Source organism: Paenibacillus radicibacter (assembly GCF_024721995.1).
Classification (GTDB): Bacteria; Bacillota; Bacilli; order Paenibacillales; family NBRC-103111; genus Paenibacillus_AM; species Paenibacillus_AM radicibacter.
Genome location: NZ_JANQBC010000001.1, coordinates 216890 through 241000 on the forward strand (window position 1 = coordinate 216890; position 24111 = coordinate 241000).

The following is a 24111-nucleotide window of genomic DNA, read 5'->3' on the forward strand; positions in this document are numbered from 1 at the left end:
AGAAGTCTCATTCGGAGACGTTCTACATGCTTTTGCTCTTAAAAGGGCTATTTTACAAGCCAGTTGTCGCTTTTACTTTAATTTCGGAGTACTTGGCATCGTCTTTACTGCTGGATAGCAGTGTACCGATAAATGCACCCAAGAAACCAAGTGGAATCGACACTATTCCTGGATTCGCTAAGTTAATAAGCGGGGAACCTACTAGAATCGCTTTGCCCGGTTCACCCCAGACATTCGGACTAAGTGCCACGATGATGATGCAGCTTAATAGTCCGCATAGCATACCGGTGATTGCGCCGGTTGTATTAAATCTTTTCCAATAAACGGTATAAATAATAACGGGTAAATTCGCACTAGCTGCAACTGCAAAGGCAATGGATACGAGGAACGCAACATTGAGCTTTTGGGCGAAGAGTGCAAGAACAATCGATACAATCGCAACTCCGAAAGAAGCATAACGTGCAACTTTCAATTCTTCTTTATCCGTCGCTTTGCCTTTACGCACGATTTGACCATAGAAGTCATGTGAGAACGCACTTGCAGCAGCAAGCACCAAGCCTGTTACTACGGCAAGGATGGTTGCAAACGCAACCGCACAGATGAAGGCGAACAAGAAATCTCCACCTAGAGCTTTAGCAAGAAGAGGCGCCGCCATGTTCCCTGCTTTATCGATTTCCGTAATGTTCGTTGCACCTACGAATGCAGCTGCACCGAATCCAAGGAACAAGGTCATCACGTAGAAGATCCCGATAATCCACGTTGCATAGACAACGGAACTTCTAGCAGTAATCGCATCCTTAACTGTATAGAAACGAGTGAGAATGTGCGGCAACCCTGCTGTACCAAGCACAAGTGCAAGGTTAAGCGAAAGGGTTTCAATCGGTACTTTATATTTATTTCCCGGATTGAGGAATGCTTCTCCAAGTGGAGTCGCAGTCTTTAGATGATTGAACATCTCCGTAATACTAAAGTTGAATTTGGAAAGTACAATGATTGACAGGACGAGTGTTCCACCCATAAGTAAGACGGCCTTCGTAATTTGAACCCAGCTCGTCGCTCTCATACCGCCAAGAACAACATAGAACGTCATCAAGACACCTACGATTAGTACTGATGTCGCATAATCAATATGGAATAAGAGTTTGATCAGGGCACCAGCACCTACTAGCTGTGCAATCATATAGAAAATGGAGATCGTAATCGTATTCAGCGCCGCAACTCCACGAACCCTTGGTTTATCAAAACGAGCTGCGATCATGTCTGCCATCGTATATTTTCCAAGATTACGAAGTGGTTCAGCGACCAGATAGAGCACCACGAGGTATGCTACAAGGAACCCGATACTGTAGAAGAATCCATCAAATCCAGATAAAGCAATCGATCCTGCGATACCGAGGAATGACGCTGCAGACATATAATCCCCTGCGATTGCAAGTCCGTTCTGCCAACCCGTTAACCCGCCTCCACCGGTATAAAATTCACCAGAGCTTTTCGTTTTCTTCGCTGCATAGTACGTAATGACAATTGTTAATACAATAATAGCTAGAAACAAGACTAATGCGGTTGTACTCATCGTTTATGCCCCCACTTCCGACTTGATTTCTTCGATTTGACGGTCAAATTGCTTCGCCTTGCGGGAGTAGATGATGCATAGTACCCAAGTCATCACAAATTGACCGAATGCGAACACCCACGCCCATGAAATCGGTCCAATCGCAGGGTTATTAAGTACTTTCGTGTACGAAGTCAGGATCGGCAGTGCGAAATAAAATAACAGGAAGAAGATCGTCATCGGGATCATGAACCGTTTCTTGTTGGAAATGAGAGCTTTAAACTTCTTGGATTTTTCCACTTCTTCGTACGCAATCGATTTGCTTTTTGAGCTCATTATCGATCCTCCTAAATGGTTGGTAAGTAAGACCTAATATGTAAGCGCTTCAGATCGATTATATGCAAAAAGAATTTTCTTGTACGCGAAATGGCGCGAAACGTTAGTTATGGTGCGTGAAGCGTCGGAGGGTGGAATGTAAATATAGCCGCTACGAATATAAGTACGACTTCCGGTTATTTTCACCCCTCCTTCAGCAGTCGAAACAACTCCTTTGCCATTTCTCTAGACACTGGGATTTGAGCGCGTTTATCATGTTTAAGGATAATGTTGAATGCACCATTGAACCACGGCACAATCTCTTCTATCTGATTCAAATTCACAAGGAAACTGCGGTGTGGCCGGAAGAATGGATACTCGGCGAGTTTATGTTCCAAGTCATTCAGACTCATCTTCGTTGTGTAGGCTTGCTGGCTCGACGTATAAATATGAGTCGTCTTCTCTTCGATTTCCGCATATAGAATGGTCTCTGGATCAAGCAACACATGCTTCTCACCGTCAGTAATCAGGAGTTTACTCCATTTACCTGTTTTCAGAGTGGATAATGATTTTTTGGAAACAACTCCACCTGCTTGTGCATCCTGCGTCACTAAATTCTTACGAATACGAGTAAGTGTTTCCTTCAAACGCTCATGGCTGTAAGGCTTCAGTAAATAATCCACGGCATTAAGTCCAAATGCTTCAACGGCGTAATCATCATGTGCGGTCGTAAATGCAATAAGTGCCTGACTTGCAGCTGATTGCAACAATCGCGCTGCCCCCATTCCATCGAGTTCAGGCATATGAATATCCATAAATATAATATTCGGTTCCCATTTATCCACGAACTCCAATAGTTCTGTCCCATTCGAAGCATCAGGAAGCAATTCCAAATCTTCTTCTTGTTCAAGCAAAAATCGAAGTTCTTTACGTGCCAACCACTCATCTTCAGCAATCATGACCTTGATCTTCTTCAACCTGAAACTCTCCTTTGACGTTCATCTATAAATAGAGGGATACGGAATGTGAAGCGACTTCCTCCTTCTTCACGATTTTCAATTCTGAGCTTAGATTCGTCACCGAACAAGCCAATTAGACGTTGATTCACGTTGTACACTCCAATTCCATTGCCTTCACTGCTACTCATCGGAATGTTCCCAAGCAAATGAACGGTCTCTGGTGTAATCCCGCTTCCGTTATCTTCTATAACAATCTGAACATGATCATCTACTCGCTTAAGCATGATACGAATTTGCCCGCCAGAAACTCGATTCTTAAGTCCATGCTGTACACAATTTTCAATGAGTGGTTGTAAGGTGACAGGTGGAATCATGAATCCTTCAACATCTGGATCTAACTCCACATGAACCGTAATCTGATCTTGAAACCGGATCTGAATAATTTCCAAATATGCCGTAAGATGGCTCATTTCTTGTTGAAGGGTAATTTTCTGAGAGGTTGTAATCTTAATGTTCAAGCGCATAAAGTTACTCAATTGTGTGGTGATATGCCTTGCCATATCCGGTGCAATTCGAATGAGCGAGACAATAGAATTTAACGTGTTGAATAGAAAATGAGGATTAATCTGGGAGTGGAGTACGCGCAGTTCGGATTCTTTCATGAGGCCAGCCATGTTCTCGTGCATGGCAGCACTTAATTGATACGAGATCAACTTCCCTAGACCTTGCGCAAGCACGATCTCAACGGAGCGAATCTCCTGTGGTTTTTTAAAATATAGCTTTATCAGTCCAGCAACTCGTCCGACTTGCTTGATCGGCACGATGATTGCAGCGCCTAACAGTGGATGCTGTGGCTGAACTTCTTCGTGGCTATTTGCAATTTGCAACTGACCAGTTTGTATCGCGAGATGGGATAACTCTGACTGTATTTTTTCTCCACGCTTACGTTGATTTGCTCCTATTCCGGCATGAGCAAGAATCGAATCCCTGTCAGTTATAGCTACCGCTGCCGTCTTGAGTTCACGAAGCAGCAGCTTCGCAATCGCTTCTGCCGATTCAAAGTTTAACCCTTGATTTAAGTGAGGTAGAGCCGCTTCCGCAATATGAAGCGCGCGTTGTGTCTCATAAGCTGCTGCCCGCTCTTCCTCACGGAAGACAACACGTAGCATCGTCGTAAAGATCGCAATGGATATGCTATTCGTAAGTACCATCGGAATGCCAATTGTATCAACAAGCGCTATTGCTTGTTCGGGGTCAGGCGCGACGATAAGAATGACCGCCATCAGGAAGATCGGCGCAAACATGCCAATGAAGATGGCTTTTGCAGGTGAAATAACCCTCTCTTGCAAGAAGAATCTTGCAACACCACCTGCTAAAAGTCCTGTTAAAGGGGCTGCAATTCCACTCGCTAAGGCAGTAAAGCCTCCCATTGCAAATAAATGGAGTCCCGTTATCACACCTGCACCAACTCCGACAATTGGACCGCCCATCAAACCACCAATTACAACACCGACAAGTGCAGAATGTGCAATAACTTGATTATCACTAAGCGGTGACATTAGAAATGAAGAAGCCACAACCCCATTCTCTGTGACAACCCCTGCATAAGTCCCGAATATCCCGAACAAACCGAATATGCAAGCGAAGTAAATCGTACTTCGAATCGACATTTTGCGATCCAATAGCTGACGGAGCATTGGTATCCGTGTCAATATAAAGGCAACCATGAGCAAGATGCCCATCCGCTCAAAAAGCAGTAATGTTAGCGCTTCCATAATGCGCCTCCTGCTATAGTTTATGTTGATTCAAATAGTCTTCAAGCTCAGCGGCAGGAACACCGCGTAACGATTGATAATAGGTATGCAGCTTACCATCCTCGGTTTTCCAGCTTACTTTCACACGCAATTGACTGTACTCGTTCATAAACGCAGGATCCAGCTTCGCTTGAGCTAATGGTAAAGGTAGAGTCTCCTCATATGTATGTATTACTTGTGGATCAAGTACAATAGACCGCTTATCCATCACATTCGTATAAAATACCTTTGGTGTTTGTAACCGTGCGATCATTGACGGCTCCAACATGAAACTAAATGTTACATCTTTCATTACAGACCTAACCTGCCGAATCGACACTCCGTACACGATATAAGGACTTGCTTGATGTTCTATCAGCTTAATAGATGCCTGAATAGTGAATATACTGGAAAGCTCAATTGTGTCTTTTCGCCTAAATGAACGAATAAGATCATTATATTCTTGTTGATAGGCTTGATCGGGAGCGTCAATCAGAAGAGAAGCTACATCAGTTCCTGCAGTCACTGGTTCTGTGGGATGACATCCAGTTAATACAATTGAAGTCAGTACTGTGATAAACATGCATGTACATTTAGACAACTCACCATACCTCTCAGCAGCCATCCACATCTGCACCCCATTTTTAAATGAAGAGAATTATGAAATTGACTCATTCCATATAAAAATATGGTATGTCTTCCCCACAATAAAATCAATAACTTCCAGTATACTTAATATTTGCCACCAACTTTGGCGAAAACAAATGTGAAGACTGTCCCTTTGCCCACTACACTTTGCACATCAATATACCCGTGATGCCCCTCAACAATCGACTTACTCAGCGAAAGTCCAATACCTACAGATCCCGACTTCTTATTCTTCTTGCCTTTATAGAATCGATTGAAAATGTAGGGTAGTTCGTCGCGTGCAATTCCCTCTCCTTCATCCCGAATATGAATCTTATAAAGTGATTTGTTCTCCTCCAGACTCACATACACTTGCCCACCACTTGCCGTATGTTCGATTCCATTCTTAATCATATTCGTAAGTGCTTCCATCAACCATTCCTTGTCATGCTCCATATCCATCTCATGCTTGGCGTCTATTACTACTTGTACATTTTTTTGCTTGGCAATCCCTCTTAGCATCTCAACACTTTCATAGATCGTCTGGTTTAATGAACTTCTTTTGCGCTGAAATACGATTGCTCCCACATCAAGCTTCGCCAGCTTAAGCAAACTCTGGATTAGCCAATTCATACGTTCTAGCTGCTGCCGATTCGTAGTCATGAACTTTGCTTGCTGTTCTTTGGTCAGCTCTCGCTCCTCTAGAATATCGTGATTCATCGTTAACGAGGCAAGCGGTGTCTTGAGCTGATGGGAAATATCCGACATCAGATTCACGAGAAATTGTTTCTCTCTCACTAAATCCTCAATGTTACGCTGGATAGCCAGACGCATTCGATTAAAGCTGTGAATAAGCTTGGAGAAGTCCCCTTCCTTCGTCTCAGGCAAAGTCAGCCCATAGTTCCCTTCGAGCACATGATTGGCAAATCGCGTAAGTTCCCGAATTCTAGCAAAAATACCGCCGCTAAACTTCAAGAACAACGCAAAGAGCAACAGCACAAATACACCTAGCACTGCCCCTAAGTACATATATAGCTGTTGCCAGATCGTATTTAAACTCGGGAAAAAAGTAATAGGTAGCTTCGCATCGTAACCATATTGCTTAAGCAGAACCTCTCCCCGCTCCACCCCTTCTGTATCGATCCCTTTAGTGATAAGTGGGATCAAATCCGCTTCAAGGTTTGGATGCTTCTCGAGCAAGCTCCCCACAATCGCCGCGTTGTTTTGTACATAATTTTGAGTAATTAAATGCTCAATTTTCCAGAGACCAATCGTTAAGGAAGCACCTAATAAGACGACAACAACAAGCAGCCATAATGTCCCTCGCTTTACCTCTGGATTCGCATAGATCTTCATGAACATTACTCCCTAGTTACGCGACGATCCCAACGATAGCCGAGCCCGCGCTGCGTAATAATATAATCAGGTTTCGATACATCGCGTTCAATTTTTTCGCGAAGCCGCTTAATGTACACAGATAAGGTGTTATCCTCGAAGAATTCACCGCCTTCTTCCATTAGCTTCTCAAAAATTTCATCACGACTTAGAATCTTCTCCGGATTGTTCATAAAAATAAGGAGTAGGCGGTACTCTTGAGCTGATAGCTGAATTTCTTTATCTTCTTTTTTCAATAAAGCACGATTTACGTCTAACATGATATTACCGCTCTTAAGCAGCGTTCCGTCTGCCTTCTGCACTTTACGACGCAGTACAGCGCGGATACGAGACAACAGTTCCCTAACACGGAAAGGTTTCGTCAAGTAATCATCTGCTCCAATATCTAAGCCAAGAACGACATTCACTTCATCATCCATAGCCGTTAGGAATAGGATCGGCATATCCGAGAAATCCCGAATATAAGAACATACTTCATAACCATTTCCATCCGGCAACGTTACATCCAGAATCGCAATATCAAATTCACCTTCAGCTAGAGCTTGTTTACAAGCTTCAACTGTACCCGCATGGGTAACTTGATACCCTTCAGCTTGAAGCGAGAATTCCAGACCTAATACTAAGGATTCATCATCTTCAAGTAATAATAATTGTGTCATCATTGTTCCTCCTCTATCGCTCTTACCTAGCTTCTATCCTTTAAGTAGTGTTATCAAGTTGTCGGTTTTAAGCGATCTTAAAGCAATTTTGGCCGATATATATCCAATACCCATTGTCACAACAAGTGGAATGAGTAAGATCGAAACGAAGATCCAAGTTGTCGACAAACTGTTTGAGATTTGTGTCACATAGATAAATGAATACGAGACTGCTGCACTGAATAACGCGCTAAACACACCATATATAATCCCTTCTTTAATAATCATTCGCTGAAGGCTTCGATAGGATAATCCGATGGATCGCAGTGTCGCAAACTCTTTCTTGCGTATAAGAATGTTCATAACCATTGTGTTCATCATGTTCGTACTTCCGATAATAAGAATTACAATCACGAATGCATACAGGAGTATCAAGATCTCCACACCTGCTTGCCTGTAGTTCCGAGTATCTTTCAGGATATTATTCATTCCCCAATTCGGATCTTGTGCGATTATTTGCTCGATGTCATTTAGAACAACCTGCTCTTCAGAATGATTGTGAAGGAATACATCAACTCGCTCAGACGATACGTCTTTCGCTGATTCAGGGAGCAGTAATTTGTACAGTTCCGGTGTGACGATAAAATCAAGTGATCTACTGCTCGTATTATGATGAGCGATCGCAGTAATTTTTGCTTTGACTAAATCTTGTTCAGATATTCGATTAGAAGCTGCTTTGTCCTCATTTATTTCCTCACGTTGTATAAAAATCTCGTCTCCTACATGTAGAGTTGGAATTTGGACATCATCATTTAATAATAACACGACCTCGGACTTGCCTTTTTGCTGTGCAGTTGGAATCGTTCCTTCTCGTAGGCTACTTTTCAAGAAAGTACGATTCTCTGGAGACAGATAATTCCATGTGCTTAAGTAACTTTTGTAAGGCTTACTATCGATCGTAGTGTAGGCGCCTATATGATATTTACTTAACACATCGGTATGATAAGGAAGATAGAAGAGTACTCTGCTTCTTCCGAATTGTTCATAGGTATCTCGAACTTGTTCAATATCTCGCAGTTCCTGTAATGACCATAACTTCTGCCGATTGCTTTCGTTGTTGTAGAGTACAAAATCAGGACTATTCTTGCGTATATTATACTGGTCTTTCGAAATAAGAGAAATCGAGCAAGTAAATATACTAAAGAGCACAAGCCCAAACCCAAGTGCAAAGACCGTCACGATAAATCTTCTTCGATTGCGGAACATGCTGCGCAAGATGACTAGTGTCTCAATACGCAGAAGCTTCGCGTATATTCGATCCATAAATCTCCCTTTGTAGCGACTGTTAGACATGTTGTCCTGCCTGATACCAGCAAGTGGAGAGATTCGAACCGCCTTACGTGTAGGTAGCCAAGTCGATACAAAGATAGAAACCAAGCTAACGACTACACTTATTAGGATAACAGAAAATGATGTATTAAATTGGATTTGGAAAAAGGAGTGTTCCTGTAATACGAATATCATCCGGTATAGCCATACGAAAAACCATAATCCAAATATGCCAAGCATTAACCCTAGTGGTATACCGATGCCACTTAGTATAGACACTTCTATAAGCATCATCGTTCGAATATTGCTCTTCGTCGCGCCCATCGCACGCAGCATGCCAATATGTCGTGTCCGCTCTGACACACTGATATGAAATGTGCCGTAGATAAATGCGAATGTCACAATAACAACCAAAAAGATTGGAATAAATTGTATGCTCGCCTCACTCCATGATTCTGATCCCATATCAAGATTGCCGACGTACCGGAAGTTTTGGGTGACATTTTCTTTACCAACCAACTGGTTGATACCTTCTAGCTCATTATCCATCTCCACATGACTTTTAAATTTCATATACATCTTTACATGCTTCGTATCTTGAATGGTCGGCAAGAGTTGATACGCATACAAAAATTGATTATACAGTTGATCACCATGACCTAAGTTATTATTAGGTAAAAGCAGCCCTGTAATTGGAGCAGAATGTGTTACTTGATCGGGTGTCACATATTGCAATTGATCACCTAACTTTAATTGTTTGTCTAGCCATATAAGTGATCGTTTCTCGATCATGATTCCATCTATTTCAGACGAAACTTGCTGCTTAATACCAATCGGTAGCAATTCATTAGCTATTGGGTCCATTTGACGTAAGATGAACTCTTTGCCTTTTTTTGATTTCACCTTCTCTTCATGAACAAGTCCAACTTTCTCAATGGACGCATGTTTGCGATAATAATCAATCCACGCAGGTTCCGCATTTCTCACGATGATATGATACGAACCTGCATCTCTCTTCGTCTGTGCAATGATTTCATTTCCAAAACTAAAGAAAAAAGTACTAATCGATGAAATAAGACCCACCGAAAACATAATACCAACTAAGATAAACGCGGTTCGCCGCTTATTGTATCGCAAATAATCCAGCGTTAATTTCGTATAGAGATTCAAAGCGTGCTCTCCCCTTACATGTAAGGTTGGTCAGACTTTACTGTGCCATCTTCGATGGTAATAATTCGACCAGCTTGCTCAGCAATGCGTGGATCGTGTGTAATAATAACAAGTGTCTGATTATAGCGTTTAGCCGTAATTCGAAGCAATTCCATGATCTCAGTGCTTTTTTTACTGTCCAAATTCCCCGTCGGCTCATCTGCCAGAATGAAGGAAGGACGATGAATAAGGGCACGAGCAATAGATACCCGCTGCTGCTGCCCGCCTGATAATTCTGATGGGTAAGCACGAACTTTATCCTGAATCCCAAGTAATTGAATCACGTCTTGGAAATAGGCTTGATCCACCTTCTCATGGTCAAGTAAAACCGGCAGTTCAATATTCTCTCGAACATTTAAGATCGGCACTAAGTTATACGATTGAAAAATAAACCCGACTTTGCGTCGACGAAAGATTGCAAGTGATTCATCTGGCATTGTAGTAAGCGGCTCTCCTTCAATCTCAACCACCCCTGAAGTTGGCAGCTCTAAACCGCCCATAATATGTAGAAGCGTACTTTTGCCCGAGCCCGATGCCCCAACAATTGCAACGACTTCCCCTTTGGCAATCGTCAATGAAACATCACGCAGCGCGGTGACCACGTTATCGCCTTTGCCGAATATTTTACCCACATTTTCCAAGCGTATGACTTCCACACGGCACCTCCTGCTCTATTTATGTAAAGACTTACTTCTTCTCGTTGTCTTATTCCTAACATATCCAATTGTAGAGGAACCACTCACCATTCGCCATTATTTCAGATGACTTCGGAAATGACAAATTTGTAAGAGATGGATCATGCTATTCAGTTAAAAGACCCCTATGGTAGAAAATAAGTATAAATTCACCACTTATGGAGGTCTATAATGAAACGAAGTATTGCCAGTCTCGTCTTACTTGTACTTATTCTTGTTATCGTTCTAACAGCAAATGCGAACAAAAAAGTAACCTCAGTAGCAGAACACAGCCCGCTTACTGAGGTTCGTACGAATATCTGCTCCATCCTATATGGAACGGATAAAAACTCAATCAATCTCATCCTTAATCTTAACCTCCCACTTGTGGAAGACGAAAGAAACTCTGACGTTCGGTAACTAAATTATTGAATCAGTTACCTCACTTCGCTCATATATTTAAATTGCTGCTTGTATAAGAATGGCGGGGAGTATTGCATCCCTAAGTTACGCAGTGTACAGAACAGCGGATTACTCCATTGGGACACATTGCCGATGGACCATGCTATCTGAGTAAGTAGCTTGATTTTCATCAAGCGTTTTTTCTCGAAAAGTACAAACACTTCTTCTAGCGTCATATCCGAATAACATTTGATTAAATGCATGAGCACTGCCGCATCTTCAAGCGCTTGACAGGCACCTTGTCCCAAATTCGGTGTGATCGGATGTGCTGCATCCCCTAAGAGCAAGATCCGATTGAAGGCAAATTTATGTTTCGCTGGTAAGTCGAAGATGTCGTTATGCACCATATCTTGCGGCATCGTCTTCCGAATAACCTCTGGAATCGGTGCGTGAAACTCTCCAAAGTGTTCAAGTAGATCTTGAACCCCAAACTTCGCAATCTGCTCTTCATTATAAGTCCCATTGATACAAGCGTACCAATATATCTGGCCATTTGCCAGTGGGCAAATTCCAAAGCGCCCCTTAGGTCCCATCGTCTCCGACAATAGATAACGATTATCGAACGGTTCATCCGCGGAAGTTACGCCTTGCCAACATGTATATTTTGCAACACGAAGCGGTGCAGATGGTCGTAATTTCGTTCGACAATCGGACCCCGCACCATCAGCAAAGAGCGCATAATCCGCATGAACTTGCGTCCCATCTGCAAATGATACACTGACACCGTTTTCATTTTGCTCAAAACTCGTATACTCCATCCCGTATTGAATCGTACCTGGCTTAACTTGATCATGCAAGATTCGCAGCAAGTCCAGTCGATGCACCGCGTACATGGAGTCCGGAAGGAAGTCAAATGGCTGTGAAGAAATCTGCTTCCCATTGTCAGAATATATGATAAACTCATTGAATGCCTTACCCACTTGCCTCACGAGATGACCGATTCCCAATCGATCTAGTGCCCATAGTGCATTTGGTGCCAGATTCACACCGACTCCTGCAGTTCTTGGACCCTTTCCTTTTTCAAAAAGCTTCACTTCAATCCCTTGCGCTTGAAGCCCAATTGCAGCAGATAAGCCCGCTATTCCGCTTCCAATAATGACAACTCGATTTGCCATAAGCTTTACCCACTTTCATACCCAAATATCTAGTTGTATAGCTCTACTATACAGCACTTTCACTTTGGTTTCAGTGAGAAATTTTATGCAATTAATTAATTATTTGGAGTTTCTTCTAATTTTCTTTTTACTTCCTCCATAACCCGCATTTTGTTATCCCAACACTTCTGGGATAGATCGACTGGATACGCTTCTGGATTTAAGGTTCGCTTGTATTCATCCCATAGTAAATTCATGTTATTATTTGCAAACTGATGTATGGTTTGAATATCGGGTAGTTCGTATACCAAGCAGCCATCAACATAAATGTCCGAAAGCAGCTTCCGGGCTTCAAAGTTCGTTACCCACTTGCTTATCGAGGTATATGTAGGATGGAACATCTTGATCCGCTCCTCTTCATTCGGCCTTTCATCTGCCATTGCTAGATAATCGCCTTCTGTTCGATTGTTAATATTGTTAATTATTCGGTATAGCGTCTTCATTCCAGGGGTTGACATCTTCTCGGGATTGCCTGAAATCTTGATCGTATCTATCATTTGACCCTGATCATCTTCAATCGCAACAATCTTATATACAGCACCTAAGGCTGGTTGATCAAACGCGGTAATGAGCTTGGTTCCGATCCCCCATACATCGATTCGCGCGCCTTGCATCCGTAAGTTCATAATTGTACCTTCATCCAAGTCATTCGAGGCGATAATCTGAGTTTTGGTAAATCCAGCTTGATCCAGCATACGACGCGCTTCCTTCGATAAATACGCAAGATCGCCGCTGTCTAGTCGAATCCCAACAAAGTTGATCTTACTTCCCAACTCCTGTGCAACCCGAATCGCATTGGGTACACCTGATTTCAATGTATCGTAAGTATCGACTAAGAATACACAATCGCGGTGCCTGCGTGCATATGCATGGAATGCTTCATACTCGCCTCCATAAGCTTGCACGAATGAATGCGCATGCGTTCCTGCTACCGGTATACCGAACTTCTTCCCTGCACGAACGTTACTAGTCGCCTCGAATCCGCCAATATAAGCAGCGCGCGTCCCCCATATGGCCGCATCCATCTCATGTGCACGCCTCGTCCCGAATTCCATCGCTCGTTGATCACCAACGACCTGCTTAATTCGTGAAGCTTTTGTTGCTATTAGAGTTTGATAATTAATGATATTAAGTAACGCTGTTTCAATGATTTGTGCTTCTGCTAGGTTGCCCTCCACCCGGACAATCGGTTCATTTGCAAAAATGAACTCCCCTTCTCGCATCGCTTGTATATTCCCAGTAAATTTCATCGTGCTTAGGTAATCCAAGTAATCGTCGGCGTATCCCAGCTCATTTTTCAAATAATCCAAATCGCTTGATTGAAATTGGAAGCTTTGGATGTATTCCACCAGCCGCTCAAGTCCAGCAAACATCGCATAACCGTTCCCAAAGGGCATTTTTCGAAAATAGCATTCGAACACCGCGCGGCGATTGTGTATCTGATCGGCAAAATACGATTCCGCCATGTTAATTTGATATAAGTCCGTATGTAGCGCCATGCTGTCATCTGGATACTGCTTATTCATTACGATAGTCCTGCCTTCCTGACAAAAACAGTCAAAAGTAACGATATTATGACCAATCTAGTGATTCCCCATACACGAATATCCTACAAAAGTGATATAATAACGAGGGATTTTTGCTAGTAGCCATATTCAAGCAGTAAGCTGCAGAAAGGTGATTCGATGAATGAGTACTTCTCATTTGCACTTCTATGTTTAACTTCATTCTTCACATTAATTAACCCATTAGGTGTCATGACCATTTTCCTCACGATGACCTCTGATCTGGAGAGTACAAACCGTATACGTACTGCACGTAAATCGGTCTTTGTCGCGTTCATTACCCTCGTTATTTTTGCGATTACGGGTCAATTGCTGTTTAAGTTCTTTGCTATCTCGGTTGACAGCCTGAAGGTCGTTGGCGGTGTTATCTTCTTCCTTATGGGACAAGACATGCTTCAAGCTAGACTCGTTAAACCGAAACTTACAGATTCCGAGAAGAAAAAGTACGTGAATGACATCTCGATCACACCTCTTGCGATCCCCATGATCTGCGGTCCTGGGGCGATTACGAACTCCATCGTATTGATGGAAAGTGCGAGCTCAATTGGCATGATTGTCATTCTGCTCTGCTCCATATTCGTTATTTGTTACGTCACTTACTTGATATTCGTGAACTCTTCCAAGATTATTCATATACTCGGTGAAACCGGCAACAATGTACTCATGCGAATTATGGGATTGATCGTCATGGTAATTGCCATTGAATTCTTAGTGAGCGGGCTTAAACCGATCATTCGTGATATTTTGAAAATAAGCTAGAATCACAGAAAAGACCGCCGATTTGGCGGTCTTTTGTCATGAATTATTTTACAAAAATAATCGCGATAACCCAAGCTTTTCTATGAATCTAGCGTAAGCTATGGTAGCACTAGAATCTACAGAAAACGCTCAATCCAGTTGTTACCAGCGTTCCTTGTGCCAAGAACCTTGTAGCTTACGAATAAACACAATTTGTCCAATGTGGTTCGCAATATGGATGGGAGAGTGCAAGAGTATTTCCATCCATGTCTCATCCGATTCCAAGCTAAAAGGACTGTCTAGCTTCGCTTCTTCACACGTCTTAACTGCAATATGCCACTGCGCTAAAGCTGTGTTTAATGCATCCACACGACTCTGCCACACTTCTTCTGTCTGCTCGGTATCTTTGAGACTGAAAGTTTCCTGATTCACAATTTCGATCTGTTCAAGCGGAACTCCATTAAATCGATCCAAGTACCTTTCGTTCCAGAAAATAATGTGTTCGACGATTTCCCAAATACTATTGGTATCCTCACTTGCTTTCCATGTTGCATGCTCTACATTCACACCATCGAGCGCTGTCTGAAAGGATGCAAACCAACCTTCTTCATTATAACAAGCATTCATTTGTTCCAATAATAACTTTCTAGAACTTAACAATTGGGAAGCCTCCTGTCGTGTACAGCAAAGTTTAGGAATAAATTGCCTACCTCTATATTCTTGCTTACATCGTAGAATCCTTTATCTTCCTATGTACAAAAAAATAGCGTAAAGACAACCCATGGATTGCCTTTACGCCCTCATTAGCGATTAAATTAGAAACAAACTGTGCAGCTAATAATAACTAACAAGATGAAAAGAACCAAAATAGAGCCAGTGTTATTGAATCCACCAATTCCAAGCACTCCAGACATATATCTCACCTCATCTTCAGGCAATATTCATTACAAGACCATCATATGTAATGAAATCCTGTGAGGCATGGATGATAGCTCAGTTCCTGAAAAATCAGTTGAATTTGGTGCTAGTGCCTATTCTTGCACGGTTTTTTTTCTATATTTCGCTAAGAATTCATATACAATTGGGACGATAACCAGTGTAAGCAGTGTAGAACTGATTAAACCACCAATTACAGTAACTGCTAAACCTTTGGAAATCATACCTGCACTTTCAAATCCGAAAGCAAGCGGTAATAATGCACCAATCGTTGCAAGAGCTGTCATCAAGATCGGACGAAGACGAGTAGCACCCGCTTCAAGTAATGCCTCTCTAGTGGACAAGCCTTCTTGCTCTTTGTGGCGAACACGGTCAATAAGAACAATCGCGTTCGTTACGACGATTCCGATGAGCATGAGCGCTCCCATCATACCGGATACATCTAGCGTCTCTCCAGCGATTAACAGACCTACAAGTCCTCCAATAATTGCAAATGGTAAGGAGAACAAGATCGCAAATGGTGCAAGTGCCCCACCGAATGTTAGAACGAGTACGAAGTACACCACGCCAACAGCTGCCGCCATCGCAAGGCCTAACTGCGTAAACGTCTCATTAATTTGTTGTGTTACACCGCCGAATGTCACTTCAACACCAGCTGGTTTTTGAAGCTCTTCAACTTTCTTTTGCAAATCGGATGAAGCTTTCACTACGTCCGTTTTTGTAATGTTCGCTTTTACATCAACGACCATTTTTCCGTTATTACGTGTAATGGAGTTAGGAGAAGTTCCTTTTTCCACTTTCGCAACGTCTTTTAGTGTAACTTCCATACCAAGTGGAGATTTCAATTTCACATTCTCAATGTCCTCAATAGACTTGTATTCGGTCTTGTCTGTTTCAATGAACACTTTGTACGATTTACCATCCACTTCCACTTCTGTAAGTGTTGGACGTTCACGTACAGGGCTTAGTGCCATTGCCATTTGACCTGCTGTCAGTCCAAGCTTACTTAGCTTCGCTTGATCGGCAACTAACGTGTACTGCTCAAACGATTTAGACAAGCTTGTTTCTACCTTTTCAAAAGAATCATCGTTCTTCATAATATCAACGATTTGATCCACGACAGGTTGAATTTGCTTCGCATCTTCCCCATACACGCTTAGGTTGAATTTGCTTCCGCCCATGCCGCCCATATCCTGCATTTCGCCCCATGAGCCCACATTCACTTTCTCTTTAAGACTATTTAAGAGGTCTGCTTTTACTTGCTCAAAGTTTTTCGTATCTGATTTATATTGAACATAGAATAATGCCGATTTACTTGGACCTGGGCTTAATGGATTCGCACCACCAACCGAATATTGCATGTTCGTCACATTCGATTCAGCAAGAATAATTTTCTCTGCTTCAAGTGCTTGTTTCTCAACATCTTCCAGACGATCCCCTGGAGCTGGTTTATACGTATACATAGCGTACTTCTCCTGTTGCTCAGGCATAAAGCTAACCCCAATGACTGGGACTAAGAAGAAGCTGCCGATTAGCATCAATACTGCAATTCCCATCGTAATGAGTTTGTGGTTTAGCGTCTTCTTTAGTACACGTTGATACCATCTTGCAAGTTTATCCGGTTTATCGTCATGCTTCACTTTCGAGGACTTAAGTCCTTTGCTGAACATCGAATGTCCCATCATCGGAACGAGAGTGATCGCAACAAGTAGTGAAGCAAGAAGGGAGAACACCATTGTCAATGCGAACGGCAAGAACAATTCGCCAACCATTCCACTCACTAAACTAAGCGGCAAGAACACCGCAATAGTAACAATCGTGGAAGAGAAGATCGGTGCGAACATCTCGCGTGTCGCTTCACGAATGAGTTCCTTACCACGTAATTTCTCACCAGGCAGTGACATCCGTCGGTAAATATTCTCAATAACAACAATCGAGTCATCCACGACACGACCAATCGCTACAGTCATCGCACCAAGCGTCATCATATTCAGCGTAATATCTAACTGCTTCAAGACGAGGAATGCGATTAATAGCGACAATGGAATCGAGACAATCGAGATCAATGTCATTCGAATGTTGCGTAAGAAGATAAGAATAATAAACACGGCGAATAGTGCGCCAAATACCGCTTTACTTAACATCGTGGACACAGAATCCTCGATCGGCTTACCTTGGTCCATCAAAGTGATGAATTGAATGTCTTTGTAAGTGTCACCAAGCTTTTTCATTTCATCTTTAACACCATTAACAACTTCAACCGTATTGGCATCATTCGTCTTTACGATCTGAATACCAATGGATTCCTTCCCATTCGTACGGGAGACGGATTCTGCTTTACCTTTTACCTCAATATCTGCAATCTCAGATAGCTTCACTGTTGGCATGCCATCTAAGACTTGACCACCTAGCTGTGCGTTACCTTGACCAACTTGGTTTGTAGGCTGCCCACCATTAGCTGGCACTTGACCTGGAGCTTGTTGTCCACCACCTGTCGGAATGACTGGAATGACAACATTCTTCAAATCATCAAGCGTTGTAATCTTGCCATCAATCACGACCGTCTTATCTGATTTGTCTAGTTCAAACATACCTAGCGGAACTTTGATCGCGGAACCTTGAACAATACCTTTGACCATATCTTCGCCTAAGCCCAACTGCTTCATCTTGTCTTTATTGAATTTAAGCTGAACTTCTTTTACATATTGACCTGCAACTTGCACAGAAGCTACACCGGGAATACCTTCAAGGGCTGGTTTCACATTCTCTTCCATCATCTTGGTCAACTCTTCTAAATCTTTCCCACCGGAAGCACTAATGGAAATGACAGGCAGAGAGTTCAAAGAGAACTTCGAAATATCTGCCTTTTTCACTCCATCAGGAAGCTTCACAGCATCTAAAGCCTCACGCATTTGATTCATAGCATCGTCTAAATTTTGTCCGTAATCATACTCCACGAATATCGAAGAAACGTTCTCCATCGATGTTGCTGTGTAGTTCTTAATCCCCTGAACATTCTTCAGCCTTTGCTCAATCGGTTTCGTCACATTCTCAACAACTGTATCCGGTGCTGCACCTGGATATACCGTTGTTACACTCAAGAATGGAACATTAATGTTCGGCAGGGTCTCCTGCTTCATGTTAAGCCCTGCATATAATCCTGCTATCGTAATCATGATTGTAAGTAACCACACTGCGAACTTGTTGTTCAATGAAAAATTAATGATTCCTTTCATCCCATCTCCTACCTTCCCCAAGGCTATTTGTGCCTATCTAATCAGTATTACGCTTAGTTCATTTGCCGTGTTTCGCAACTTTGGAATCTGACATAGAATGTTCAACATTCCGAGCATGACAACCCTTCGAGGTTGCAGCTCTTTCAGTTCATTTTCCAGTACGAGCAAGGCTTGAAGTGCATCTTCCTGCTGCTGTCGATCTAGATCTAACTCCTTGAGACTATCCTTCATCTCTTTGATCATCACAAGCGGATGCGGTTTCGCAATTTCTTCGCTCAGCTTGCGATCAATCAATTGTGCCCAAGCTTCCTCTCTAATGAGTGGCTCAGGTTGATCTCGCAGCATCGTCTCTACGATCGAATCAAGTTGTCGGAGTAAAAATTGAGATACCGATTGAACCTCAAGCGGGAACTGCGCAATAATCATCGCGGACAAGTATTCCATCACCATACCATCGAAAAGCATTGCGACATCACACACATATGGACGTACTGCTTCCCCATACACGTTTAATAGTCTCTTATGCATCAAGTTCAGCCCTTCAAGCTTCTTCTGATGCAAGAAACTCTGTACATCGTGATTCGCATTGCCAATATTCTCACGCATCTGCATCATGATGAACTCTCGCATCTCCAGAACAAGGGTAAGTTGCGCTTTGATCAGTTCAGCGATTCTCTCCTTCTCGGTCAAATCCATCTCTTGATCAATCTCCTGCAAGCGATCATCAAGCATTTGTATGTAGTATTTAAAAATATGAAAGAAGAGCTCTTCCTTCGATTTAAAATGTACATACAAGCTACCTTTCGACATCTCACATATTTTCGCAATCTCTTGCATGGATGTGTTGTGATAACCATTCATCGAGAACAATTTCATTGCGGTAATTAAAATTTGTTCTTTCTTCTTCGCGACTTTATCCTGCACCATCCGATTACACTCCCTGACTGATAAGAACTACTGAGTTCTGATTGAGTACCCACGAGTCAGAATTATTATACGACAGCCTAATTCCATATGCAAATTTTCGAAAAAACAAAAGACGCCTTCTAAATAGCGCCTTATTTGTCCATACTATTTTCCATATAAAGTAAAACCACAACAAGGAGACAATCATGACAACATTTAAACAATCCCTTCTCAGAACATTGCAGTTAGCAGCCGTTGGTATTCTAGTATGTACTGCCATTCCTACTCATCAGGCATATGCCGATACCGAAGAGCCCACACCGATCACTAAACCAGTTAGAGAAGCTCTACAGACGTTCAAAGACAAGTTCCAAAGAAAAGAGCTCACGCATCCCTACAACCTCCCATTCACGATTACGAAAAGCGTGGGAACCATTGCCGGGGATCAGCTTGAGCTCGATTATGTTAACGATAAATTGAATCAGCGTTGTAAAATATTTATTCGTCCCTTCGACGGTAATCATGTGATTCCTGAAGCTGATCAAGCCGTCACTTTGCAAGACGGCACACAGGCAATCATGGAAGACCAACACCTATTCGACTCGGTTAAATTTGTAAAAGGTGGCTGGTCGTACCGAATCACGCTGCTGAAGAACGATTCGCGCGATGCGAAGCAAGATTTGATGGCGATTGCGAATTCGTTGTAAGGGGGGAGTGAGGTCAAAAAGTGGGGCACTGCAGAGAAAAATGCACTTCCGGTCGCTCTCTCAATTGTGAATTATGAATTTATTATATGGTATTTTCACGATTTCAAAGGCGATACAACTTTTCCAAAGGAAAAGTACATCGGAAGCATCCTACAGTGCATTTTTCTCTTTCGTTTTAACTTTTTGAACTCACTCTTATCAGGCAGTAGTAAGAACCTTCTCCAGCGCCTGAATGAAAGCCTTATTCTCTTCCGGTGTACCAATCGTGACACGAATCGTCTCTGGATAGCCGAGAAGTGTTCCTGAGCGCACGATGACACCTTCAGCTAGCAAACCTTGGAACACATCTTGTCCAGAGCGATTCATATGAATCATCAAGAAATTCGCATGCGATTGGAAATACGTGAGTCCCATTCGGACTAATTCCTGCTCCAAGTAATTACGACCTTCTGCATTATCTTGCACACATGAGGTTACGAATGCCTCATCATCAAGTGACGCAATCGCCGCAACTTGAGCTAGCCGATTCGTATTGAACGGTTCCTTTACCTTAATTAGCGATTGAACGATCGTAGGATGCATGATGCCATAGCCCATACGAAGTGAAGCTAATCCATATATTTTAGAGAAAGTACGAAGCACCACTAGATTCGGATACGAAGCAAGCAACGGCAGCGTTTGCAAATAATCGCTGTCTTGTACATATTCATAGTACGCTTCATCGATGACAAGAATCACGTGAGGGGGGACCTTCTGGATAAACGTTAACAACTCTTCCTCCCCAACAATCGTGCCTGTCGGGTTATTCGGGTTACAGACGAAGATCATTCTTGTCCGATGATTGATCGCACGAAGCATCTCTTCGAGATCATGCGCACCTTCCACAAGCGGAACCGTGACAACAATCCCACCTTCTATTTGAACATTCGTCTCATAGCGAGGGAATGTCACATTTGCCATGATCACCTCGTCCCCTGTCCGCACATAACTGCGAGTTAACAGACGAATAATTTCATCCGAACCATTGCCTGTAATGATCTGGTCCTGCTGGACTCCTAGCATCAAGGCAAGCTTGCTCGTAAGTTCTGGTGCCGTGCTTTCTGGATAGAGAGCAGCATTCGATAATTCTTGAATAATAGCTTCCTTGACAAGCGGTGAACAGCCATTCGGATTCTCATTAGAAGCAAGCTTAATAACATGCGTGATTCCAAGCTCTCTTCTTACTTCTTCCAATGGCTTACCTGGGGTATAAACCCCAATGTTCTCGATTTCTTTACGCGTTGGGATACGATCTGACGTCTGCATAAGAGATGACCTCCTGCCTTAAATTGGTATTAATTGTAAACGATTGTCGAACTAACTGTAAAGCTTGCTTCTGTATTTGCTTTCACTTGTTCGAGAGTGACACCTGATTGCGTTTCAACCAGAACCATCCCTTCTTGGGTAAAATCAAATACGGCAAGCTCCGTGATGAGTCGGTTTACAACTTTGCTTCCTGTTAGGGGTAGGGTGCAATTCTGCTTGATCTTGGATTCACCATGCTTGTTCACATGCTCCATAATGACGACGATACGCTTCGCTCCGCTTACAAGATCCATAGCACCGCCCATCCCTTTGACCATCTTGCCAGGTATCATCCAGTTCGCTAAGTCGCCATCAACAGACACTTCCATCCCGCCAAGGATCGCAAGATCAATATGCCCCCCACGTATCATCGCAAATGACTGTGCACTATCGAAATATGAACCGCCAACCATCATTGTAACCGTTTCTTTCCCCGCATTAATCAGATCTGGATCTTCATCGCCCTCAGTCGGATAAGGACCAATACCGAGTAGTCCATTCTCCGATTGCAGCATCACGTTATAGTCTGGAGGAATAATACCTGCAATAAGCGTTGGCATTCCGATTCCTAGATTCACGTACATACCATCCTTAATCTCTTGTACGGCCCGATTTACAATCGTAAGACGATCTTGACTCATCGCACATCTCCTCCGTCCGTTACAGCTTGTTTACGAGACAATACCGTGCGTCGTTCAATTCGTTTCTCATAAAACGTGCCTAATACAACTTGCTGTACATAAATGCCTGGGGTATGGATTTCATCTGGGTTTAGCTCACCCGCTTCGACAATCTCCTCCACCTCAGCAATCGTAATTCTGCCAGCAGTTGCAGCAAGTGGATTGAAGTTACGAGAAGTTTTACGATAAACCAGATTACCAAGGGTATCGGCTTTCCACGCTTTCACAAGGGCAAAGTCACCGACAATGCCTTCTTCCAAAATATACGTACGACCGCCAAACACCTTTTGTTCCTTACCCTTCGCTATTTCCGTTCCTACACCCGTTGCCGTATAAAAGCCCGGAATTCCTGCACCGCCAGCCCGAATACGCTCTGCAAGCGTTCCTTGCGGCACAAGTTCCACTTCAAGTTCTCCACTTAGGAACTGCTGCTCAAAAATTTTGTTCTCCCCCACATAGGAGGAGACCATCTTCTTTATCTGTTTATTTGCAAGGAGTAGACCTAATCCCCAATCGTCAACACCGCAATTGTTGCTAACGATCGTTAAGTCCTTAACCCCTTTGTCTCTTAGGGCAAAAATACTGTTCTCCGGGATGCCGCATAGACCGAATCCCCCAACAATTAAGGTAGCGCCATCTTGGATGTCTGCTACAGCTGCCTCACATGAATGCACGATTTTACTTTGACCCAAGCGGAGCACCCCCACATCAAATTAAATAATAAGAATTAATTCGGCTTTACGATCCAACTGTACATGTAGTTGCCATCTTCATACGTACGTGCTTTCTCTACAACATGAAGCGGACGGAAAGTATCGATCATGACGGCAAGCTCTAAGGTTTCCTTTTTCCCAATGCTATCTTCAATCTTGCCTGGGTGTGGACCGTGTGGAATTCCGGATGGATGCAGCGTAATCGATCCTTCCTTAACCCCTTTACGACTCATGAAGTTGCCCCGCACATAGTAGAGTACTTCATCACTATCTACATTGCTATGGAAGTACGGTGCTGGGATCGCATTCGGGTGATAATCATACATCCTTGGTACGAATGAGCAGACGACGAAGTTATTGCCTTCGAATGTCTGATGAATCGGTGGCGGCATATGCAGACGACCTGTAATCGGCTCAAAGTCGGCAATGTTGAATATCCAAGGATATAAGTAGCCATCCCAACCCACCACATCAAGTGGATGATGATTAAAAATATGCTTATGGATATGACCTCTAGACTTCGTGCGCACCTCGAATTCACCAAGTTCAGCGTGGGTATCAAGGGTAGACGGACCATGGAAATCACGCTCACAGAATGGACTGTGTTCTAAGAGCTGCCCCTGTCCATTACGGTAACGCTTCGGTGTCGTAATCCAGCTTGTCGTCTCAATAACGAGCATCTTCGACTCGCCTACATCTGGCAGCACACGATAAATCGTGCCAATTGGGATCATAATGTAATCACCTGGCTGATAATGCAGCGTCCCGAACATCGTCTCAACTTTGCCCGTGCCGTAATGAACGAAGAGCAACTCATCCCCGTCACTATTGCGATAAAAGTAATCCATTGCTTCTGTCGGATTCGCAATTGCGATCATGAGGTCCTCATTGCCAAGCATATACTGTCTGCCTGCTACCGCATCCCCTGTTTCCTTACATTCACTCGTTAATAGGTGACGATGGCGCAGCGCACCTTGGGTCTCATATACATGCTCCACTTTCGAATGAACCTCTGCATGACTCACATCTGTCGGTGGATAATGATGATACAGAATCGATTGGTTCCCTGAGAATCCCTTAGTACCCATCACTTGCTCACGATATAACGAACCATCTTCTTTGCGAAATGTCGTATGCCTCTTCATAGGTACAGCGCCCATTTGACGGTAATATGTCATA

Annotated in this window: 22 protein-coding genes; 3 read left to right on the forward strand and 19 right to left on the reverse strand. The window is 43.1% G+C overall.

Translation table 11 applies throughout. The annotated features are described in order from the left end of the window. Nucleotides 1-52 precede the first annotated feature (52 nt). The 9 genes from NV379_RS01015 to NV379_RS01055 all read right to left on the reverse strand — a co-directional run bounded on the left by NV379_RS01015 (nt 53) and on the right by NV379_RS01055 (nt 10473). Nucleotides 53-1573 (reverse strand): solute symporter family protein, encoded by a 1521-nt coding sequence (locus NV379_RS01015; RefSeq protein WP_258205398.1) that lies wholly within the window; start codon nt 1571-1573, stop codon nt 53-55. Nucleotides 1574-1576: 3 nt separating this feature from the next. Then, nucleotides 1577-1888, reverse strand: coding sequence for a DUF485 domain-containing protein (locus NV379_RS01020; protein ID WP_258205399.1), 312 nt, complete (start codon nt 1886-1888; stop codon nt 1577-1579). Nucleotides 1889-2070: 182 nt separating this feature from the next. After that, nucleotides 2071-2844: a LytR/AlgR family response regulator transcription factor gene (locus tag NV379_RS01025; protein WP_258205400.1), complete on the reverse strand. Its 774-nt coding sequence runs from the start codon at nt 2842-2844 to the stop codon at nt 2071-2073. Continuing rightward, on the reverse strand, nt 2841-4601 hold the full coding sequence (locus tag NV379_RS01030; RefSeq protein ID WP_258205401.1) for a LytS/YhcK type 5TM receptor domain-containing protein: 1761 nt from the start codon (nt 4599-4601) through the stop codon (nt 2841-2843). The genes NV379_RS01025 and NV379_RS01030 overlap by 4 nt, the downstream gene beginning before the upstream one ends. A 13-nt stretch (nt 4602-4614) precedes the next feature. Next, nucleotides 4615-5202, reverse strand: coding sequence for a hypothetical protein (locus tag NV379_RS01035; protein ID WP_258205402.1), 588 nt, complete (start codon nt 5200-5202; stop codon nt 4615-4617). 149 nt (nt 5203-5351) lie between these two features. After that, nucleotides 5352-6602 carry a HAMP domain-containing sensor histidine kinase gene (locus NV379_RS01040; protein ID WP_258205403.1) on the reverse strand — a complete coding sequence of 417 codons (1251 nt, stop codon included), beginning with the start codon at nt 6600-6602 and terminating at the stop codon, nt 5352-5354. Between the two features lie 5 nt (nt 6603-6607). Next, complete coding sequence (locus NV379_RS01045; RefSeq protein WP_258205404.1) at nt 6608-7300, reverse strand: response regulator transcription factor; 693 nt, start codon at nt 7298-7300, stop codon at nt 6608-6610. Between the two features lie 33 nt (nt 7301-7333). After that, the gene (locus NV379_RS01050; protein WP_258205405.1) at nt 7334-9778 is read right to left on the reverse strand and encodes an ABC transporter permease; all 2445 of its coding nucleotides are present in this window, start codon (nt 9776-9778) and stop codon (nt 7334-7336) included. 14 nt (nt 9779-9792) lie between these two features. Beyond that, nucleotides 9793-10473 carry an ABC transporter ATP-binding protein gene (locus NV379_RS01055; RefSeq protein ID WP_258205406.1) on the reverse strand — a complete coding sequence of 227 codons (681 nt, stop codon included), beginning with the start codon at nt 10471-10473 and terminating at the stop codon, nt 9793-9795. 210 nt (nt 10474-10683) lie between these two features. Here NV379_RS01055 and NV379_RS01060 point away from each other — a divergent pair, with 210 nt between their 5' ends. Continuing rightward, a complete protein-coding gene (locus NV379_RS01060) occupies nt 10684-10911 on the forward strand; it encodes a hypothetical protein (protein WP_258205407.1) in 228 nt (75 codons plus the stop codon). Nucleotides 10912-10928: 17 nt separating this feature from the next. On the opposite strand, the gene NV379_RS01065 is transcribed toward NV379_RS01060, so the two are convergent. Continuing rightward, on the reverse strand, nt 10929-12068 hold the full coding sequence (locus NV379_RS01065; protein ID WP_258205408.1) for an FAD-dependent oxidoreductase: 1140 nt from the start codon (nt 12066-12068) through the stop codon (nt 10929-10931). A gap of 95 nt (nt 12069-12163) precedes the next feature. Continuing rightward, nucleotides 12164-13633, reverse strand: a complete 1470-nt coding sequence (locus NV379_RS01070; protein WP_258205409.1) for a nicotinate phosphoribosyltransferase — start codon at nt 13631-13633, stop codon at nt 12164-12166. A 159-nt stretch (nt 13634-13792) separates the two neighbouring features. Between NV379_RS01070 and NV379_RS01075 the strand changes: the two genes are divergently transcribed. Continuing rightward, on the forward strand, nt 13793-14431 hold the full coding sequence (locus NV379_RS01075; RefSeq protein WP_258205410.1) for a MarC family protein: 639 nt from the start codon (nt 13793-13795) through the stop codon (nt 14429-14431). Nucleotides 14432-14572: 141 nt separating this feature from the next. Here the strand turns inward: NV379_RS01075 and NV379_RS01080 are convergent, their stop codons facing one another. The 4 genes from NV379_RS01080 to NV379_RS01095 form a co-directional block, all read right to left on the reverse strand. Then, entirely contained in the window at nt 14573-15070 is a 498-nt protein-coding gene (locus NV379_RS01080) for a DinB family protein (RefSeq protein WP_258205411.1), read from the reverse strand. Between the two features lie 155 nt (nt 15071-15225). Next, complete coding sequence (locus NV379_RS01085) at nt 15226-15324, reverse strand: YjcZ family sporulation protein (RefSeq protein WP_258205412.1); 99 nt, start codon at nt 15322-15324, stop codon at nt 15226-15228. 117 nt (nt 15325-15441) lie between these two features. After that, the gene (locus NV379_RS01090; protein WP_258205413.1) at nt 15442-18582 is read right to left on the reverse strand and encodes an efflux RND transporter permease subunit; all 3141 of its coding nucleotides are present in this window, start codon (nt 18580-18582) and stop codon (nt 15442-15444) included. A 33-nt stretch (nt 18583-18615) separates the two neighbouring features. Then, entirely contained in the window at nt 18616-19509 is an 894-nt protein-coding gene (locus tag NV379_RS01095; protein ID WP_258205414.1) for a TetR/AcrR family transcriptional regulator, read from the reverse strand. 185 nt (nt 19510-19694) lie between these two features. Between NV379_RS01095 and NV379_RS01100 the strand changes: the two genes are divergently transcribed. Further along, entirely contained in the window at nt 19695-20195 is a 501-nt protein-coding gene (locus NV379_RS01100) for a hypothetical protein (protein WP_258205415.1), read from the forward strand. 198 nt (nt 20196-20393) lie between these two features. Here NV379_RS01100 and hisC read toward each other — a convergent pair whose 3' ends face one another. Genes hisC through NV379_RS01120 form a run of 4 tightly spaced genes read right to left on the reverse strand, consistent with a single transcriptional unit; the run spans nt 20394 to nt 24110 of the window. Further along, the gene (gene hisC / locus NV379_RS01105) at nt 20394-21500 is read right to left on the reverse strand and encodes a histidinol-phosphate transaminase (RefSeq protein WP_258205416.1); all 1107 of its coding nucleotides are present in this window, start codon (nt 21498-21500) and stop codon (nt 20394-20396) included. 29 nt (nt 21501-21529) lie between these two features. Continuing rightward, complete coding sequence (locus tag NV379_RS01110; protein WP_258205417.1) at nt 21530-22180, reverse strand: 3-oxoacid CoA-transferase subunit B; 651 nt, start codon at nt 22178-22180, stop codon at nt 21530-21532. Further along, on the reverse strand, nt 22177-22896 hold the full coding sequence (locus NV379_RS01115; RefSeq protein WP_258206191.1) for a CoA transferase subunit A: 720 nt from the start codon (nt 22894-22896) through the stop codon (nt 22177-22179). Before NV379_RS01115 ends, NV379_RS01110 begins: the two co-directional genes overlap by 4 nt. 50 nt (nt 22897-22946) lie before the next feature. Further along, nucleotides 22947-24110, reverse strand: coding sequence for a homogentisate 1,2-dioxygenase (locus NV379_RS01120; RefSeq protein ID WP_258205418.1), 1164 nt, complete (start codon nt 24108-24110; stop codon nt 22947-22949). Between the last annotated feature and the right edge of the window lies 1 nt (nt 24111).